Here is a 16,743-nt window from a genome sequence, read left to right on the forward strand (position 1 = left end):
CCAGGAGGCGTGCGTTCGCCGGACAAATCCCATATGCAGGGCGGCGCGCCGCCGAATCGACATGCGGGCCGCGCGCGTTCAGTTGACGACCAGAGACGGGTTCAAGTGAGGCTTGCCAAAAAAGCGCGGGTGACCAAGACATCGCCCAAGAAGAGCAAAGGATCGCAGCGCGCCACGATCTCGTCTTCGTCGCCTCTCGGTTTGCTGGCGCTGCATCTGCTTGCACAATGGAAACAGTCCGGGCAGAGCGGCATCGTCTTTCTCGCCGAGAGCGAGACCAGGGCGGAGCGGCTCGGCAGCATCATTCACGCGCTCGATCCGTCCTGCGAGGTCCTGGTGTTTCCGCGCCTGAACACCTTGCCGTTCGATCAGCTCGAGCCGTCCCACGAGCTGGCGGGGCGCAGAGCCTCCGTGCTGCGACGCCTCACCAAATCCAGGAAGCCGGTATTTCTCGTCGCGACGGCGGAAGCCGTGATGGAGCGCCTGCCGCCGCCTGCGAGCCTGTCGCGCCTGAGCGTGAGCCTGAAGGTGGGCGGCGCGTTTTCCGAGCCCGAGCTCGAGGCGCGGCTTCAGTCGCTCGGATATGATCTCGACGACGAACCGGACTATCCGGGTGGGGCGCTGTTTCACGGCCAGACCTTCGAGATCTTCCCTGCCGGCGCGCTCGGCCCGTTTCGGATCGAGCATTCGGCTCGCACCATCGACCGCATCGTGGCGTTCGACCCGAAGGAGCACGAGATCATCTTCGAGACGAAAGAGCTGCTCGTCGATCCCATGTCGGAGCGGCTCGCCTTTGCCGCCAAGCGTGGCAGGCGCGCGAGCCTGTTCGACTATTGCGGACGGGCCAAATGGATCGCTGATGCAGGCGTCCCGACGCATGCCGACGGCTGGCTGAGCACGATCGAGGAGGCCGCGCCGCGCGCGGAGCGGGAGCGCGAATATCTCGGACAGCGCGACTGGAAGCAGCTTTCGAAGGGCATGAAGGTGCTGCCGCGGACGGCCGCCCTCCAGACCGTGCCGGACTTCTCGAAGGTCACGTCCGCGCGGAAGGTGCTGCGCGCCTTCGTCGAGGACGTGCAGCGGGCCGGCTCGCGGCTGATCTTCGTCGCAGCGCAAGAGGACGATTTGCGCGTGATGGAGCGTATGAGCGGCGTCAAGACGGAGCGCTGCGACGACTGGGACGAGGCCGCGAGCGGGCGGGGCGGCGAAGCCTCGCTCCTGGCCGATCTCGATGCGGGCTACATCGTGCCCGGGAAAAAGCCTCTCGTCGTCGTGACCGCGTCCGACGTGCTCGGCAGCCGGGCGCATCACGCACAGCCGATGGCGCGCGCCTGGAGCGCGGCGTTCGACCATGCCGACGTGCCGGAGCAGGGCACCGTGGTCGTGCATCTCCAGCGCGGTCTCGCCGTGCTTGACGGCTTGCAGACGGTGAACACCGGCGGCGGCGCGCTGCGGGAGATGGTCAGGCTGTCCTTTGCCGGCGACAATGCGGTTCTGGTCCCGCCGCCGGATCTGGCGCTGATGTGGCCCTATTCAGCCGAGCTCGGCAAGCTGGCGCTCGACAAGGCGGACGGCAGCAGCTGGTGGGCCCGCCGCACCGAAGCCGAGCGCGAAATCCAGATCGCCGGCAAGGCGCTTGCCAAGCACATCAGCCAGCGCCGCCGGCGGCGCGGAGAAAAGCTGGTTCCGCCGGGATCGGCCTACGAGAAGTTCGTCGCGCGCTTCCCTTACTTCACGACCGTCGATCAGGCCAACGCGATCCGCGACGTGCTGGATGATCTCGCCTCGGGTCACCCGATGGATCGGGTGGTCTGCGGCGATGTCGGGTTCGGCAAGACCGAGGTGGCGCTGCGCGCGGCCGCCGCCGTCGTGCTCTCCGGCAGGCAGGTGGCGATCGCGGTGCCGACGACAGTGCTGGCACGGCAGCACACCGCAACGTTCCAGAAGCGCTTCGCTCCATTCGACATCGAGGTCGGCAACCTGTCGCGGGCCACGTCAGGCGCGGAGCTGCGCGAGACCAGGGAGGGCCTGCGCAGCGGCCGCATCAAGGTCGTGATCGGCACGCAGGCGCTGACCGGCAAGGACGTGAGGTTCGACGATCTCGGCCTCGTCATCATCGACGAGGAGCAGCATTTCGGCGCGGCCGAGAAGGCGAAGCTCGCCGGGCTCGCCAAGAACGTCCATGTGCTGATGATGAGCGCGACGCCGATCCCGCGCACGCTCGCGGCCGGCCTTGCCGGCTTCCGCGACCTCAGCGTGATCGCTTCGCCCCCGGTGCACCGGCTGCCGGTCGCAACCAGGATCGCGCCGCTGTCGGATGCGGCCATTGCGTCTGCGCTGCTGCGCGAGCAGCGGCGCCATGGGCAGAGCTTCCTGATCTGCCCGCGCATCCAGGATCTCGAGCCGATGCTGGCGCGGGTGCAGGCGGTGGCGCCGGACCTGCGCATCGTCTGTCTGCACGGCAGACTGCCGGCCGAGGAGATCGACGACCGCATGATGAGCTTCGTCGAGGGCGAAGCCGACGTCCTGCTCGCCACCAACATCGTCGAGAGCGGCCTCGACATTCCTCGCGCCAACACCATCGTGGTGTGCTGGCCGGAAAAGTTCGGTCTCGCCCAGTTGCACCAGCTCCGCGGCCGGGTCGGCCGCAGCGGTATCCGCGCCTTCGCCCATCTCTTGACCGAGACGGCGTCCGGGCAGTCCGAGAAGCGGCTCGCCGTGCTCGAGGAGTTCAGCCGGCCGGGTGCCGGCTTTGCCATCAGCGAGCGCGACCTCGATCTGCGCGGCGCCGGCGACCTGTTCTCGGAGCAGCAGTCCGGCCATGTCCAGGTGTTCGGGCCCGTGCTCTACAGCCACCTCCTGAAAATGGCCTCGGAGAAGGTCGACGAAGAGCGTGCCGCGGTCTGGGTGCCGGACCTGAACCTGCCGGTCGGAGACATGCTGCCCGAGACCTATGTGCAGTCCGAGCCAGTGCGGCTCGAGCTCTATGCGCGCGCCGCACGATGCGGCAGCGAGGACGAGATCGACGACCTCGAGGAGGAAACCTCCCGCCGCTTCGGGCCGCTGCCGAAGGCCGCGCGCGATTTCTTCGCCGCGGCCGGGCTCAGGATCGAGTGCAAGCGCAGAGGCATCATTCGCCTCGACGTCGGCCCCGAAGCGGTCGCCGCGACGTTCCTGCCGGGGCGGCTGCGCAAGTCGCGCGGAAAGTCACTGCAACGCGACGGCGATCGCGTAGTGTATCACGCCAAGATGCAGGACGCGCCGTTCGAGCGGGTCGAGGAGTTGTTCGAGGTGCTGGACGAGGGGTAGGGCGCCTCAAAACGCGAAAACAACCCCATGCACAGTAGCAAACTACAGCCGGCACAATGACTTGTGCAATCCGGCTAAAAGATCGGTTTGGCACGTCGGGCAAAACAGTGGCATTCTGGCAATATTCGGAAAATCCGTTGTAGCTCTGCGGGGCCGCAGGTGCGCATTTTCGGCGCGGCTTCATTCCATCCCATGGACCTCGTAATCGGCCGGGGTGGCGCCCGTCAGACGGCTACGCCGCTAACGTGGAATTAATCAAAAAAGCTCACAATTTTAGGCAGTTGTGTAAGTGGGTGCTGCGTAAAGGACTCGTCGCGAGGACGTTCCAGCGTCGGCTTCCTTTTGCTCGCTCATTTGAGGTCAATGCCAGTGACCACGACACCCGAAGCGCAAGGCCTTGTCGAACAACTCGATCCCGAAGCGCTCGCGCTCGCCGCGGCGCCCGAACCCGCAAGCCTGGAAGTCGAAGTCCCGATCAGGCCTTCCGGCCGGAAGTCGGTGCTGGCCCTGGCCGTGTGTGCCCTGGCCATCAATGGCGCGGCGGCGATCTATACGCTGCCGTCCGATCTGCCGTCGCTGGATGTCGGCCGTCTGGCCGAACTGCTTCCGCGCCCGAAAGCTTCCGCACCGAAACCGGATCCGGTTGTCGCGGCCTTGAAGGACATTCTGTCCGCCCAGCAGCAACACACGGCTTCGCTGCAGGCGAACAACGATCTGGTGCAGCAAAATGCGGCTCAGCTCCAGCAGGACCGATGGTGCTGCTGTCCCTGCGCCAGAGCATCACGGACGAGCGGGTCGATGTGAGGAAGATATCGTCGCAGCTCTCCACGCTGATCGCGAAGGTCGATACGCTGCAAAACACGATGATGTCGGACGTCACGTCGTCCATTCGACACGCGAATGCCCGCTATGGGCTGTCCGCCGCGATGCGCAAGCGGCTGGTGCGGCAGTCGAAGCCAGTCGGGCCTGTCGGGCCACTCGGGCCTGTTTCCGTCGGAGGAGCTCCGCTGAGCACGCCGGCTGCGTCTTCGGCTCCGGAGAGCTGAGGGCAGATCGCGGCACCATGTCCGCATCAACCTGGCCGTCGCCCCTGTCGACCAGGGATCGCCGGTTCGTGTTGGCGCGCCGCTTCTGAGATCAAATCTTTCAATTGTCCTCCGCTGAATTCAGAGAGCACCCGGTACGCTTCGTCTGCTTGCTCCCTGGTCAAACTGGCTGCCCAGTCCGTTCCGATCAGCGCCGGCCCCTTGCGCGCTCGATCGTAGACCATCCAGCCGATGCCTCCCGTCCGAACCAAAAATCTGCCCTGCGCCAGCGCTCTGTCACTCACTGTTAGCCTCCCACTTACCTGCCGCACCAAGTAAGCCGCATCATTTTCTCGAATGCATTTGTGCATGTGAATCGAGTCGGGAAAAACTGGCAATCCGCCGCACCGAGTTCCTGCCCGGAACACATCTCGAATGTGCTGAAACGAACAGAGCGCGGCTTCGATCTCAGGGTAAGCTCCCAGCTGCTTGGGCCTTCCCCTAAGGCCTAGCACCTCCAGCGGCCCCGGCCTTACACCCCCAAAAGCCCCCATGGCCGGGGCCGTCTTGCGGCTCTGATTCGTTAACGGTGAGGCCTTCCCAGGTCTTGCCCCGCGAACCCGATTGACTCTGCAGTTTCCCTGTCAAATTATTCGGGAAAATATGGCAACTAGGGCGAGCCATGAAAGATTACGAGGCTCAGCTGGAGAAGTTGCGCACGGATGCGGCCGAGTGCGCACTGATCCGTGATCTTGCGACCGACAAAGCCAAGCGCGAGCTGTTTGATCGGCTGGCCAATCACCTGACCGTGCTCGCGCAACAAGTCGAGATGGCGATGCTGGAGCGGCGCAAAGGCGCTGGACAGTAAGGCCGCCTCAGGTGCTGACGGCTTACAACCCGTCTACGAGGACGGTCGCCGGATCATTGCGGCGGAGGTCGAGCGCGAGGGGTTAGCGGGTCGGAGGCGCCTTCCAGTCGTAGGACTGGCGCGCGATCTGGCCAGTGACCTCGAGCTCCTTCTCGTCAGAGAGGCGCCAGGCTGCCACACCGAAGCAGACGGTCAGAACCACGGCGGCAACTAGCAGCAGCATCGATAGAAACTGGCTCACGCCTACACCTCTGAACGCGACCCATCAGTGGAGCGACCACAGAACCTCGATTCGGAAAATGCAGACGCGCTGACCCATCCCCGATTGTCCCCATCAAGTCACACCGGACCCAAGTCACGTGGGGCCAAAGGCGCTCACGAGTCCGATCGTGATTGGGACCAGCGCCACGATGGTCCACAGGGCAGGCGAGCTGGAGGAAAGGCCAACGACCAGTATCCAGGCACCGAAGCCCACCAGGAGCGCTGAGATGGCATAGGCTAGGGCTTTTTCCATCGTTCGATCTACGCGCAACACAGGATCGATTTGCGCCTGTAAGATTCCCCACTCAAGGAAACGTTCCTATGCCCGCGGTTCGATCGGCGGTTGAGCCGCATGAGCGCAACGTCCATCGCCAAGCCGTGATGCCGCCTCATGTTGCGGTGGGATCGTCGGCACATCAGATCAGCCCGGGCGGTAGCCCGATAGGAGCTGATACGATGCGCTCCGTCCTCGCCGAGGGGCTGTTGACGGGTCTGTTGATTGTCCTGTGCACCGCTGCGAACGCTGCGCCGGCGCATCGCTCCCGTGCACATCACCCGCGCGATCCCGCGGTCGATCGTTCCGGCCCGGACGTGAATCCTCGGGCGCGCTTCGCAGTTCCCGGCTGGAGCGATGAAGCAACGCGGCGGTGGCTGGACAGTGCCTCGTCCAATGTGGGCCGAGGGGGATAGCGATCAATTGCGCTGTCAGCCCGCGCCGGCGATCCGACGGGGGCGGCTGAGCTCTGGATGGCGAAGCCGGAGCGGCTGAAACGCGATGAGATTTGGATCGTCATCGCGCTTTAGGTTGTTGTTTACGCATGATCTTTCCGGAAAACCGCTTCGCACTTTGCGCTCGCGCGGCCCTTCGGGTCCGGATCGCGCTTTAGGCGGCTTGCTCTTCAAACGAGGTGTAGATCCGGCCGGTTGGATCAACGATCTGAACGTCCCAGCAGCCGTCCGCGACAAGCTCTCTGGCCTTCTTGAGGGCCGCCGCGAGTGACAGCCGCTTGAGGCTGACGACGCCTGCCGTGTCGAAACCGCTGATTTCAAACATGCCGCTCCCTCCTGCTTTTCTTGAATCCTACACCCTTCCGGCGCGTTGTCTCCCGGCTTTTTTGGGGGCAGGCTGTTGGAACCGACGAGGGTGAGGGCAGTCACCGTAATTCCGGAGCAACCGGTATGGACTTCGTTCAGAGAGTAAAGCGTAAGCTGTTTCGGCCGCGGGAGGTCATTGAGGGGTACGAAAACCCAGAGTTGGTTGAGACGATCTTCCTTAAGACAATCAACTACGAGCCGAGTGGGAACTGGCCGCTCGTCATGGGCGTGAACACCGTTCTCGATTTCGGCGGCGGCGCTGGCTTGCATTACAAGCTTGCCCGCCAGCCGCGCCCGGACATCCGTTGGGCTGTGGTCGAGACGCCGGCCATGGTGCATCGCGCTCGGGAGCTCGCCACTGACCGGTTGATGTTTTTCGAGCGCATCGAGCAGGCCGCGAATTGGCTTGGGATCGTCGATCTCGTCCATTCGAACGGAGCCATACAGTATGTCCGCGACCCGATCGAAACCATCAGAAGCCTCTGTCTGGTGCGGCCGGCGGCGCTTGCTTGGCACCGCGTGCCACTCAGCGATGAGAGCAGGCGTGAGATGCAGACTTCATACCTGAGCGACAACGGTCCAGGCACATTGCGCGCTTCGTCGGAGAAGCTCGTAAAATACGATCGGACTTGGATTTCCGAACAGGCGTTCATTGAGGCGCACAAGAGCTATCGCGTTGCTGAGCGCGGCCCAGATCCAGCCGAGCGGGGAACACAGCAATTCAAGTTCGAGCGCTGTTGATTGCGAGTTCGACGACATCCCCCTGACCGGAGTCTGATCGGCCGCATGGGGCGGGATCAGCAGGACATCGACGAGCTCGCGCGCATGGAGCGCATCTGCCTGGATCTGGCGGGCGAGGCGACTTCGCCAGAGGAGCGGGCGGGCCTTGCGATCATGACCGGCAACTATCGCGCGGCCATCCTCGATCGCCTTAATCGATCTGCGGACACGATGCAGACACCGAGCCTTTTCTATCGGCTGGAGTTTCGGCTTAAGTCTTTAATCTTGTTTGGTGAGCGCGCTGGGGCTCGAACCCAGGACCCCGTGATTAAAAGTCACGTGCTCTACCGGCTGAGCTACGCGCTCCCATGGCCGCGGATGGCTTCGAAGAAATCACCATCGCCTTCGGACATTTGAGAAGCATGTCTTGCCGCGACGTCTGACTTGGCGCTGCGGGGAAAACCGGCTGTTTCCGGATCATGCTTTCGGCCCGCGCTGTGTAGGGGCAGTGGCTGCGGAGGTCAATAGTGCGGGTGGCTGCCGAAACTGGCGGCAGAGGCGGGGATTTGCCCGCGGTGTCCGTGACTTAAGGCGGATTTTTCAACCCGATTGGCGGGCCGTCATCCACGCCGAAGAGCACGTGACTTTTAATCACGGGCTCTTGGGTGACCGGGCTGCTCCGTCAGTTCGCCTCCCGCCGGACCTCGCTCGGCACGGGCTGCGGCGTTCCGGCCGGGGTCGGCAGGGCGACGGGGCGCAGGCCAATCAGCTCGGCGGTGCGGATCGCGCTGTCGCGCCAGAACTGGAACGAGTTGATGCGGCTGAGCTCGAGGATGGCGATCGCCACCGCCGCGAGGAACGGCAGGCTCTGCAGCACCAGCACGCCGGCGAAGATGTAGATCTCGGTGATCTGGCGGAAGCTGTTGGAGGCGACCAGCACGCCGGCGCCGACCAGCAGAAGGATGCCGATCACGGCTTCCCAGAACGCCTGGAACTCGATCGACATCCGCGACAGGCCGCCCTTGGAGGTGCGCGCGAAGGCGATGTGCTCGGTGATCAGGCCTTGCGCCACCGCGCGCGACACCGTCCATTGCACGCTCATCGCCGCGATCATGGCGCCCAGCATCTGGCCGGGTTTGATCGCGACGCGGGCGCGGTACATCGACAGGAAGTGCGCCAGCGAGACGATGAAGGCGCCGATGATCGGCAGCGTCAGGATCTTGTCGGGGATGGCGATGTCGGCAAAGGCGACGATCGGCACCCAGACGAGGTTGAGCAGCGCCACGACCACGCCGAGGCTTTCGGCGCCCAGCCAGTTCAGCCAGCCGAGGCCATATTCGCGCTTCTGATCGGGCGTCAGCCGGCTCTTGCCCGGCAGGAAGTGGCGCCAGTGCTTCTTGACGATCTGGAGGCCGCCATAGGCCCAGCGGTGACGCTGCTTCTTGAAGGCCTCGTAGGTGTCGGGGAGCAGGCCGCGACCATAGCGGTGGTTGGTGTAGTGTGAGACCCAGCCGAGCTCCTGGATCGCAAGGCCGAGATCGGAGTCCTCGCAGATCGTGTCGGACGACCAGCCGCCGGCCATGTCCATCGCGGCGCGGCGGATCAGGCACATCGTGCCGTGCACGATGACGGCGTTGACCTCGTTGCGCTGGACCATGCCGATGTCGAAGAAGCCGGCATATTCGCCGTTCATGATGTAGTGCATGATCGACAGGTCGCCGTCGCGATGCTCCTGCGGCGCCTGCACGAGGCCGACGCGCGGGTCGGCGAAAGCGGGCACGAGGTCCTTCAGCCAGTCGGGATCGACGACATAGTCGGCATCGATGATGCCGATGATCTCGGCATCGACGGCGGTGCGGTCCATCGCGATGCGCAGCGCACCGGCCTTGAAGCCCTGCACCTTCTCGGCGTTGATGAACTTGAAGCGTTCACCGAGCGCGCGGCAATGGTCCTGGATCGGCTGCCAGAACGCGGGATCCGGCGTGTTGTTGATGATGACGACGCATTCGTAGTTCGGATAGTTCAGCCGCGACAGCGCATCGAGCGTCTGCTTCATCATCTCCACCGGCTCGAAATAGGCCGGAATGTGGATCGAGACCTTCGGGTAGTAATTCTCAGGCACGTTCTCGGTCGGCTTGCCCTTGGTGAGCAGCCGTTGCGGCGGCCGGCCGAAAGCGACGGCCGCGATCTCGTCGATGCGCGCCATCGCGATGAGGACGAGCGGAACGAGGAGGATCATGCCGAGCGTCAGCGCGAAGGCCGAGCCGAAGATGAAATAGTGGCTGTTCCAGAACGCGAACACGGTCGCGGTCCAGGCACCGACGCCGTTGGCGGTCGCCGACAGCAGGAAGGCCTGCTTCGCGGTCGGCTTTTCAAGCCGCAGGATCGGCAGCGACAGCAGGATGCCGACCAGCAGCGCGATTCCCATCAGCTTCCAGTAGTCGGGATTCTCGACCGGGCCGGTCCAGGCGAATTTCGGCTCGCGGCTGGCGTCGAGGATGCCCCAGTACGGACCAACGCCGCCTTCGAAGTATTTCCAGGGCTGATCGATGGCTTCGACGATGTTGTATTCCATGCCGATGGCTTCGGCGCGGCTGACGAAGTTGCGCAAGGTCAGCGCCTGCTGGAACGGACCCGGATCGGCGTTGCGCAAATTGTAGCCCTGGCTCGGCCAGCCGAACTCGGCGATCACGATGCGCTTGCCGGGGAACAGGTTGCGCAAGAGATTGTAGCGATCGACGGCCTGGTCGACCGCCTGGTCGGAGCGGAAGTTTTCCCAATAGGGCAGCACGTGGGCGGCGATGAAGTCGACGTTGGAGGCAAGGTCGGGATTGTCGCGCCAGATGTTCCAGATCTCGCCTGTCGTGACGGGCACGCGGACGGCGCCCTTCACCTTCTTGATCATGTCGATGAGGTCTTCGACCTTCTGCTCGCCGCGGTAGATCACCTCGTTGCCGACCACGACGCCGACGACGTTGCTGTTCTTGCGGGCGAGCTCGATCGCGGCCTTGATCTCGCGCTCGTTGCGGTCCTTGTCCTTGTCGATCCAGGCGCCGACCGTGACCTTGAGGCCGAACTCGGCCGCGATCGGCGGTACCAGTTCCACGCCGCCGGTGGACGAATAGAGGCGGATCGCGCGCGTCATGGTCGACAGCGTCTTCAGGTCGGCGCGGATTTTCTCGATGGTCGGGATGTTGTCGATATCGGGGTGAGCCGAGCCCTCGAACGGCGCATAAGACACGCTCGGCAGGAGGCCTTTGAAGTCGGGTGCGGGCTCCCTGTCGCGCAAGACTCCCCACAGCCCCGCGTGAAGCACGGACACAAGCAACAGAACGGCGGCGACAACGCGCATCGCGGCTAAACCAAAAGGGGCTGAGGTGGCAGGGAAGCGGATCCGACCCCGAGATCCGACCGAGTCCGCGGCAAATGGAGCATACCTCTGCCGCGCGGTTTCACAACTGTCATGGCCTCATGTCCTTATGAGGGCATGGCCTTTTCAGGAAATGCGCGGCAGTGCCAACCGTTTCTCTGGACGATCGTTCCTGAACGGCGGCTGAAGGTGCCTTCCGACTATTTCTGCGGCGCCGGTGCCGGGCTTGCCGCAGGCGAGGGGCTCGCGGCTGGCTGCGGAGCCTGCGAATTGCCTGACGTCGCCGCCGCCGGCTGGGAGGCCGCGGCCGCCGCCTGCTGCGGCTGGGACGCCGGGTTGATCCAGCAGGCATGCACGCGGCTGTCCAGGGTCTCGGCGACCTTGGGATCGATCTGTCCCCCGAACCGGGTCAGGCAGCGGAAGGCGGCCTGGATGTGGCCGCCGGGGCAGCCGAAGCGGTCGTAGAGGTCGAGATGGCGGAACGCGGTATCGAGGTCATCCCGCCACATCAGCCGCACCACGCGCCGGCCGAGCCAGACGCATTCGGGATTGCCGGCCGGGCCGTTGATGACCTGGGCGGCTTCGGCGAACTCGTCGGTGCGGCGCTGGTTCTGGGCGGCGTCCTTGGCGGCTGCGTCGGCGGGCTGGGCGGCGGCTTTGCCCTGGTCCGGAGCCGGCGCGCCGCTCTGGGCGAAGGCGCCACCGAAACCGACCATGACGACCAGGGAGGAAGCGGCCAAGGTGGCGGCGAACTGCCGCAGGACCGCATTTCGTAACTGACGCACCCGTTGCCGCATGAATTCCCCAATTTCTCCGCTGACCGCCCGCGTCAGGATCCCGCGGACGCGCCGGTGATGGCGTCCAAATGGGTCTCCAATGCGGCGGAAAAGTCCCGCCGAGTCCCATGACCTGTATTTCGAATTTTGTCCAGCAAAGTCACGATCCTAGGCCCCGGTCGAACGGCTGCAGGTAAATTCCTTGGGGGCGCGGGGGATCCACCCGGAGTGCCCCCTTGGCAGATGGCGTGCGAGCAGGTAATCGACGGCCCTTCGCGGAGGACGGAACAAATTTCTCTTCGTACGCCACTGGCGCTTCTGCTCGTTTCACTGGGTGTGATTGCTGCCGTGTGGTGGTGGCTGGCCACGCCGATCACGCTCGCGCGCGCCCCGATCGATCCCGCCGAGAAGGTTCAATGCGTCTCCTACGCGCCGTTCCGCGGCGAGCAGTCGCCACTGAACGCCTGGACCCATATCGAGGCCGATCAGATCGAGCAGGACCTGCGCCAGCTCAAGGAGATCACCGACTGCGTCCGCACCTATTCGATGGAGAACGGGCTCGACCAGGTGCCGGCGATCGCCGCCAAGGTCGGCGGCATCAAGGTGCTGCAGGGCATCTGGCTGTCCAGCAACCGCACCAAGAATTTCGAGCAGGCATCGCTCGCCGTCCGTCTCACCAAGCAATTCCCTGAGGTCATCACCGCGGTCATCGTCGGCAACGAGGTGCTGCTGCGCGGCGAGATGACGACGGCGGACCTCGTCTCCATCATCCGTGCGGTGAAGGCGCAGGTCAGCGTGCCCGTCACTTATGCCGACGTCTGGGAGTTCTGGCTGAAGAACCGCGAGGTCTATGACGCCGTGGATTTCGTCACGATCCACATCCTGCCCTATTGGGAGGATTTCCCGGTCAAGGCGAAATTCGCAGCCGCCCATGTCGAGACGATCCGCGAGCGCATGGCGGTGGCGTTTCCGGGCAAGGAAATCCTGATCGGCGAGACCGGCTGGCCGAGCGAAGGCCGCATGCGCGACGGCGCGCTGCCCTCGCGCACCAACCAGGCGCGCGTCGTCTCGGAAATCCTCAGCCTCGCAAAGGCGCAGAAATTCCGCGTCAATCTGATCGAGTCCTACGACCAGCCCTGGAAGCGCAAGCTGGAAGGCACCGTCGGCGGCTATTGGGGCCTCTATGACTCGGTGCGGAGGAACCTGAAATATCCGCCGGGCCAGCCGATCAGCAATTTCCCGTACTGGAAATGGTACATGGGCGCGGGCATGGGCCTGTCCGTGCTGGTGTTCGCGGTGGCGTTGATCACGCTGCGGCGGCGGCCGTGGACGCCGCGCTTCTCGGCCTGGCTCGGCGTCGCCATCTCGGCCACATCTGCGGGCATCCTGCTCGGGATCGGCGCCGACAAGATGTATTACGAGAGTTACGGCATCGGCGGCTGGCTGCATTGGGGTGCGCTGCTGCTCGCCGGCATCCTGTCGCCGATCTTCTGCGCGCAGGCGATGGTGATCGGGCGGAGCCTGCCGACCTTCCTCGATCTGCTCGGCCCGCGCGAGGGGCGGAAATGGTCGAAGCTGACGGCGGTGCTGGGTCTCACGCTGGCGCTGACGGCGGTGATCGCGGCGCAGACCGCGCTCGCCTTCGTATTCGACCCGCGCTACCACGACTTCCCTTACGCCTCGCTGACGATGGCGGTGGTGCCGTTCGCGCTGTTGATGCTGAACCGGCCGCAGATCGGCCAGCGTCCGATCGCGGAAGCGGTGTTCGCAGGCGTGCTCGCGCTCTCGGCGGTCTATGTGCTGTTCAACGAGGGCCGCGAGAACTGGCAGTCGCTGTGGACCTGCGCGATCTATCTCTTGTTCGCGCTCACGCTGTGGCGGGCGCGGGCCGAGCAAATCCAAGAATGAGCAGGCCGATCGCAAGGCCCGACAGCACGACATTGTAGAGCACGATGCCGAGCCCGGCGGCGATGATGCCGACGGTGAGCAGCACGATCGACGGTCGCATCAGGTTCAGCGTCGCCGCCACCAGCGCGACGATCCCGAACACCGAATTCTTGAACAGCACGGTCGCGACCGAACGCGCCTTGCAGATCAGCGTCTGCAGGCCGGCGTCGCAGGCAAGCCCGACGGTCGAGAGCTCGATCCCGAGATAGCGCAGATAGAGCGCGTAGCCGACCGATGCGAAGCCGACCACGATCAGGAACTGGACCTGGTAGGGCGTGAGGCGAAAAGGCTTTTTTGTCATGGGCGCAATATGGTCGGGATGAAGGGAGGGGGCAACAGGGGAGAGCCGGGTTTCCTGCGAATTGACGCAAGGATCTCCGGCCAAATCAATTGGCGAGATGCCTACCGCCTGAAGAACGACGACAATGTCGATCCTGCCGACGCGGTCTCCGGCTTTGCCTGAGCCGTTGGCTGGGGCGCCGCAGGGGCAGGCGCGGGCTCCTCGCGCTTCGACGAGCGTTTTGAGGAGTAGCTGCGGCGGTGCTTCTCCGGCTTGGCGGCCGGTGCGGGAGCAGGGGCGGTCTCGGCTTGGGGGACGCCCTCCTGGTTCTTCTCGGAGTTTTTCTCCTGGACCCGGTCCTGAGATTTCTCCTGTCCCTTTTCTTGTCCCTTCTCTTGTCCCTTCTCTTGTCCCTTCTCTTGCCCTTTGTCCGAACCGCCGCGCATCGACAGCCGCTGGCCGTCGAACACGGTGGTCTCGCAATGACGGTCGTTTTCGGTGAGGCCCGCGCAGAGCTTTGCGGCGGCGGCGGCGTTGATCAGCGGGCCGGCCCCGAGGCGAAGCTGCATGCCGAGGCCGCTGCTGCCTTCCTTGATCATGATGATCGGTCGCAGGCCCGCCACTTCCGGGTTGGTCTTGGTCACGCCGCGCCAGAGCGCGCGCAGGCCGTCGATCGAATTGGCGCCGCCGAGGTCAATCGCAAAGCGCGTCTGCTGGACCGCGATCGCCGGCGCCTCGCTCTCGGTAGCTTCCGGCGGCTTGGCTGACGCGGCCGCGACCTCGGTCGGGACGGGCGCTGGCTCGGTCTTCTTCTCGGCGGCCTTCTCGGTCGCCTCGGGCTGCATCAATTTCGATGCAGCCGGATCGGGCGGCGCCATGATCGACTTGGACGGCACCAGCGGAATCGCCGGCAACGCCGAATTCGCCGGCGCCTGCTGGACCAGCGAGGCGGCGGCCGCGGTCTGCGGCGGCGGGCTTGCCGGTTCCTTGGCAGCTTCCTTCTGAGTGTCCTTCGAGGTGTCCCTGGACGCCTCGGTGCGCGGCTTGTCACTGCCGGGGGCCGGCGTCGAGGCGACCGGCGCGACGCTCGGGGCCGCGGGTGCGGCGTCCTGGGGCTTTGCCGCCTGCGGCGTCGCGGCGGTCTGCCTGGCGATGGCGCCGGTGACGGAATCGAGCCCTTGCTCGAGCACGGTGACGCGTGAATAGAGCCGGTCGCGATCGGTGTTCAGCGTCTCGATGGCGGCGGCGAGCCGGCGCGCCTCGTTCTGGCTCTCCTTGGTCAGCAGCTGGAGCCGGTCGGCCTGGCGGGCGAGATCGGCGGAGGCGACCTGATCGCGCCGCCAGCCGAGCTGGGCCTGATTGGCCATCACCGCCACCACGACGGCGCCGACGGCCGCCACGCCCCACGTGCCCAGCCGCCACATCATGCTGCGATCGACTGTGCTTTCCTCGGCCAGAAGTCCGGAGAACAGCCCGCCGGTCTCCTTGGTGCCGAAGGCATCCGCCAGTGGGTCGGAATCCTTTGCCATGAACGTTAAGTGCCCAGCCCCATCGGGCATCCCCGAATCAATGGGGAACATTAACAGGAAAACCCCGTCGCACTTGAATTCCGGGCGTTTGCGGAGGTAGCAAGGCGCCCATGAGGGCGGCTCGCCACCCGTCGCGCAATTGATTCGGCCATATCTGACAGGATTTCGATGACCGCCCGCTCAAGCCTCACGATCGTGCTCGCCGCCGGCGAGGGCACGCGCATGCGATCGAGCCTGCCGAAAGTGCTGCATCCGGTCGCACATCAGACGCTGCTCGCCCACGTGCTCGCCGCCGCGCCCAAGGGAACCGGCACCTCGCTCGCCGTCGTGATCGGCCCCGACCATCAGGCGGTCGCGGACGAGGCGAGGCGCATCAGGCCCGATGCGCTCACCTTCGTGCAGGCCGAGCGCCTCGGCACCGCGCATGCGGTGCTGGCGGCACGCGAGGCGATCGCGCGGGGCGTCGACGATCTCCTGATCGCGTTCGGCGACACGCCGCTGATCTCGGCCGAGACGTTTGCGCGGCTGCGCGCGCCGCTGGCCAAGGGCGCTGCGATTGCCGGCCTCGGCTTCCGCGCCGCCGATCCCACCGGCTATGGCCGCTTCATCGTCGAGGGCGACCGCCTGGTCGCGATCCGCGAGCAGGCCGATGCCAGCGAGGAAGAACGCAAGATCGACCTGTGCAATGCCGGGCTGATGGCGATCGACGGACGCCGCGCGCTCGACATCCTCGGGCAGATCGGCAATGCCAATTCGAAGGGCGAATATTATCTCACCGACGCGGTCGACATCGTCCGCAAGCAGGGATGGGAGTCCGTCGTGATCGAGACCAGCGAAGACGAAGTGCGCGGCATCAACACCAAGGCACAGCTCGCCGAGGCCGAAGCCGTGATGCAGGCGCGGCTGCGCAAGGCCGCGATGGAGGCGGGCGTCACGCTGATCGCGCCGGAGACGGTTTATTTGTCGGCCGATACCGTGTTCGGCAAGGACGTGACCATCGAGCCGTTCGTGGTGATCGGCCCGGGCGTGTCGATCGCCGACGGCACGGTGATCCACTCGTTCTCGCACATCGTCGAGACCACGCTCGGCAAGAAGGTGTCGATCGGCCCCTATGCGCGGCTTCGGCCCGGCACCTCGCTCGGCGACGGCGCGCGCATCGGTAATTTCGTGGAGGCCAAGGCCGCGACGCTGGAGGCCGGCGTCAAGGTCAATCACCTCTCCTACATTGGCGATGCCACCGTCGGCGCCAATTCCAACATCGGCGCCGGCACCATCACCTGCAACTACGATGGCTTCAAGAAGCACAAGACAATCATCGGGCAGGGCGCCTTCGTCGGCACCAATTCCTCGCTGGTTGCGCCGGTCAAGATCGGCAACGGCGCCTATATCGGCTCGGGCTCGGTGATCACGCGCGACGTGCCTGACGACGCCATGGCGCTCGAGCGCAGCCAGCAGACCATCCGGGAAGGCGGCGCGACGCGCTATCGCGAGATGAAGACCGGCGGCAAGAAACCGGAGAAGTGAGCGGCCAAGTGCCGATCCCCGATCGGTGTTGTTGGGATT

Annotated in this window: 11 protein-coding genes, 1 tRNA gene and 1 pseudogene; 6 read left to right on the forward strand and 7 right to left on the reverse strand. The window is 65.0% G+C overall.

Features of this window, described 5'->3' with window-relative positions; genetic code table 11:
• Nucleotides 1–201 precede the first annotated feature (201 nt).
• The 3 genes and pseudogenes from QA642_RS24545 (at nucleotide 202) to QA642_RS24555 (ending at nucleotide 5,202) form a co-directional block, all read left to right on the forward strand.
• Nucleotides 202–3,309 carry a DEAD/DEAH box helicase gene (locus tag QA642_RS24545; protein WP_283086965.1) on the forward strand — a complete coding sequence of 1,036 codons (3,108 nt, stop codon included), beginning with the start codon at nucleotides 202–204 and terminating at the stop codon, nucleotides 3,307–3,309.
• A 363-nt stretch (nucleotides 3,310–3,672) separates the two neighbouring features.
• A pseudogene (locus QA642_RS24550) lies at nucleotides 3,673–4,355 on the forward strand (hypothetical protein).
• A 661-nt stretch (nucleotides 4,356–5,016) separates the two neighbouring features.
• Nucleotides 5,017–5,202, forward strand: coding sequence for a hypothetical protein (locus tag QA642_RS24555; RefSeq protein WP_283079138.1), 186 nt, complete (start codon nucleotides 5,017–5,019; stop codon nucleotides 5,200–5,202).
• 82 nt (nucleotides 5,203–5,284) lie between these two features.
• On the opposite strand, the gene QA642_RS24560 is transcribed toward QA642_RS24555, so the two are convergent.
• Nucleotides 5,285–5,443: a hypothetical protein gene (locus QA642_RS24560; RefSeq protein WP_283079139.1), complete on the reverse strand. Its 159-nt coding sequence runs from the start codon at nucleotides 5,441–5,443 to the stop codon at nucleotides 5,285–5,287.
• Between the two features lie 903 nt (nucleotides 5,444–6,346).
• A complete protein-coding gene (locus QA642_RS24565) occupies nucleotides 6,347–6,517 on the reverse strand; it encodes a hypothetical protein (RefSeq protein ID WP_283079140.1) in 171 nt (56 codons plus the stop codon).
• Nucleotides 6,518–6,642: 125 nt separating this feature from the next.
• On the opposite strand from QA642_RS24565, the gene QA642_RS24570 reads away from it, so the two are divergent.
• A complete protein-coding gene (locus tag QA642_RS24570) occupies nucleotides 6,643–7,299 on the forward strand; it encodes a methyltransferase domain-containing protein (protein WP_283079141.1) in 657 nt (218 codons plus the stop codon).
• A 269-nt stretch (nucleotides 7,300–7,568) separates the two neighbouring features.
• On the opposite strand, the gene QA642_RS24575 is transcribed toward QA642_RS24570, so the two are convergent.
• The 3 genes from QA642_RS24575 to QA642_RS24585 all read right to left on the reverse strand — a co-directional run bounded on the left by QA642_RS24575 (nucleotide 7,569) and on the right by QA642_RS24585 (nucleotide 11,445).
• Nucleotides 7,569–7,644: transfer RNA gene (locus QA642_RS24575), tRNA-Lys, on the reverse strand.
• Between the two features lie 316 nt (nucleotides 7,645–7,960).
• Nucleotides 7,961–10,630, reverse strand: a complete 2,670-nt coding sequence (locus QA642_RS24580; RefSeq protein WP_283079142.1) for a glycosyltransferase — start codon at nucleotides 10,628–10,630, stop codon at nucleotides 7,961–7,963.
• A 218-nt stretch (nucleotides 10,631–10,848) separates the two neighbouring features.
• Nucleotides 10,849–11,445, reverse strand: coding sequence for a beta-1-3, beta-1-6-glucan biosynthesis protein (locus QA642_RS24585; protein WP_283079143.1), 597 nt, complete (start codon nucleotides 11,443–11,445; stop codon nucleotides 10,849–10,851).
• Between the two features lie 222 nt (nucleotides 11,446–11,667).
• Between QA642_RS24585 and QA642_RS24590 the strand changes: the two genes are divergently transcribed.
• The gene (locus QA642_RS24590; protein ID WP_283086966.1) at nucleotides 11,668–13,332 is read left to right on the forward strand and encodes a beta-(1-6) glucans synthase; all 1,665 of its coding nucleotides are present in this window, start codon (nucleotides 11,668–11,670) and stop codon (nucleotides 13,330–13,332) included.
• Here QA642_RS24590 and QA642_RS24595 read toward each other — a convergent pair.
• Together QA642_RS24595 and QA642_RS24600 are read right to left on the reverse strand one after the other, a co-directional pair.
• Entirely contained in the window at nucleotides 13,292–13,672 is a 381-nt protein-coding gene (locus tag QA642_RS24595; RefSeq protein WP_283079144.1) for a hypothetical protein, read from the reverse strand. The genes QA642_RS24590 and QA642_RS24595 overlap by 41 nt on opposite strands.
• Nucleotides 13,673–13,773: 101 nt before the next feature.
• Nucleotides 13,774–15,180 (reverse strand): hypothetical protein, encoded by a 1,407-nt coding sequence (locus tag QA642_RS24600; RefSeq protein ID WP_283079145.1) that lies wholly within the window; start codon nucleotides 15,178–15,180, stop codon nucleotides 13,774–13,776.
• Nucleotides 15,181–15,348: 168 nt separating this feature from the next.
• Here QA642_RS24600 and glmU point away from each other — a divergent pair, with 168 nt between their 5' ends.
• Nucleotides 15,349–16,704: a bifunctional UDP-N-acetylglucosamine diphosphorylase/glucosamine-1-phosphate N-acetyltransferase GlmU gene (gene glmU, locus QA642_RS24605; protein ID WP_283079146.1), complete on the forward strand. Its 1,356-nt coding sequence runs from the start codon at nucleotides 15,349–15,351 to the stop codon at nucleotides 16,702–16,704.
• Nucleotides 16,705–16,743: the final 39 nt, after the last annotated feature.

Origin of the sequence: Bradyrhizobium sp. CB2312 (genome assembly GCF_029714425.1) — a bacterium.
Lineage (GTDB): Bacteria > Pseudomonadota > Alphaproteobacteria > Rhizobiales > Xanthobacteraceae > Bradyrhizobium.